This window comes from Actinomadura sp. KC216 (genome assembly GCF_004348535.1).
Lineage (GTDB): Bacteria > Actinomycetota > Actinomycetes > Streptosporangiales > Streptosporangiaceae > Spirillospora.
Genome location: NZ_SMJX01000608.1, coordinates 1 through 1,607, shown reverse-complemented (window position 1 = coordinate 1,607; position 1,607 = coordinate 1). Strand labels below are relative to the sequence as shown.

Here is a 1,607-nt window from a genome sequence, read left to right as displayed (position 1 = left end):
CTCCTGGCCGCCTCCGCCACCGCCCGCGGGGCCGGGCGGACCCGGAAGCCCGGGCGGACCCGGTGGAGTGGGCGGTCCGGGAGCGCCACCGCCCCCCGGCGGCTTCGGCGGCCCGGGCACACCGCCGCCGTTCTTCCCCCCGCCACCCGGCAGCCCGATGGGCCCGAGCATGCCGCCGCCGCGGCGCAGCGGTGGCGGCGGAGTGCTGATCGCGGCACTGCTCGGCGGCGGCCTCGTCGTCCTGGTCCTCATCGGCGTCGTGGTGTTCGTGATCGCCGCGAGCGGCGGCAAGACGCCCGAGGAGAAGCTGGCCACCGCCGCGACCAACATGTCCACGGCACGCGCCGTGGGGCTCAAGGGCACCTTCGGCAGCGGCGGGTCGCTCAACGGTGAGCTGAACGTCACCAAGGGCGGCCGCGCGTCCGGGGACGTCACCTGGAACGGCAGCCGCGTCACGGTCCTGTCGGCCGACGGGAAGCTGTTCGTGAAGGCCGACCAGTCCTACTGGAAGCGGGAGATCTCGTCCTCCGACGAGGCGTTCTACCTGACCTCGGGCGAGCAGTGGGGCCGGATGGACCCCGACGAGATCAACGTCGACTTCAAGCAGCACCTGACGCCGGAGGCGCTGGCGAGCAAGATGCGCTCGGCGAAGTCGACGACCATCAAGCCGCTCGAGACGACGTGGATGGGCCAGAAGGCGCTGAAGTTCAGCTCGTTCTCCTCGACCGTCTACATCACCGACGAGGACGACTCCGAGCTCCTGCGCTTCGAGTCCACCGTCCCGCGCGTCCGCGTCGACGTGACCCCGAAGAGCGCCGGTGACGCGTCGTCGATCATCTCGACGATGCGGACGAACATCGGCGAGCTGAAGGACTCCTTCAACAGCTCGGCGCAGCCGAGGGTGGCGGAGTGGAAGCGCGGCGGCTGCAACGGCGACTCCGGCTGCACGGTGCAGGCCAAGATCCGTCCGCCGTACGACGTGGAGACGCCCGTCACCATCGACGTCCGGTTCCGGATCACCGCGGGCACGCTGACCGGCCGTGACCTCGGCGACTGCACGACCCGCATCACGATCACCAGCTCCATCCCGCAGTGGGCGAGCTGCCGCGTCAGCAGCGCCGCGTGGACGAGCTGGGCCAAGGGCAGCGGCGGAACCTTCTACAAGCACGCGTCGTACAAGGTGATCGGCGCCACGACCGAGGAGGTCCAGTCGATGCAGAGCGGGCTCGACAGCGAGTGAGGCGGCAGCCGAACCGCAGGTCAGGCCGCGGGTGACGCGCCCGGCGCGCTGATCCGGAAGCCATGGGTGCCCGGTGGCGCTCTTCCCCGTCGCGGGGAAAGCGCCGCCGGGCACCCTTATGCTCTTGAGGACGCCGCTCCAGGGCCGACGGTGCCTCTCCCCCTCGCAGCACGCACGCCGGCATCCCCCGGAGGACGCCTTCCGACCCTTGCTTTGGCCTGACTGTCGGGCCCGGAAACGGGCCCCGGGAAGTGAGCAGAGTGAGCCCCCAAGTGAGCCCTGGACAGGACGAGGCGTCCTCGACGACCGCCTCCGAGCCCCAGCCGGGCACGCCGTTCCCGCCGAACACGCCCTTCCAGCCGAAGGA

1 protein-coding gene is annotated in these 1,607 nt (G+C 71.3%); it reads left to right on the top strand.

The features are described from left to right. Positions 1-169 precede the first annotated feature (169 nt). Positions 170-1,240 (top strand): hypothetical protein, encoded by a 1,071-nt coding sequence (locus E1264_RS42450; protein WP_347813464.1) that lies wholly within the window; start codon positions 170-172, stop codon positions 1,238-1,240. Positions 1,241-1,607 lie beyond the last annotated feature (367 nt).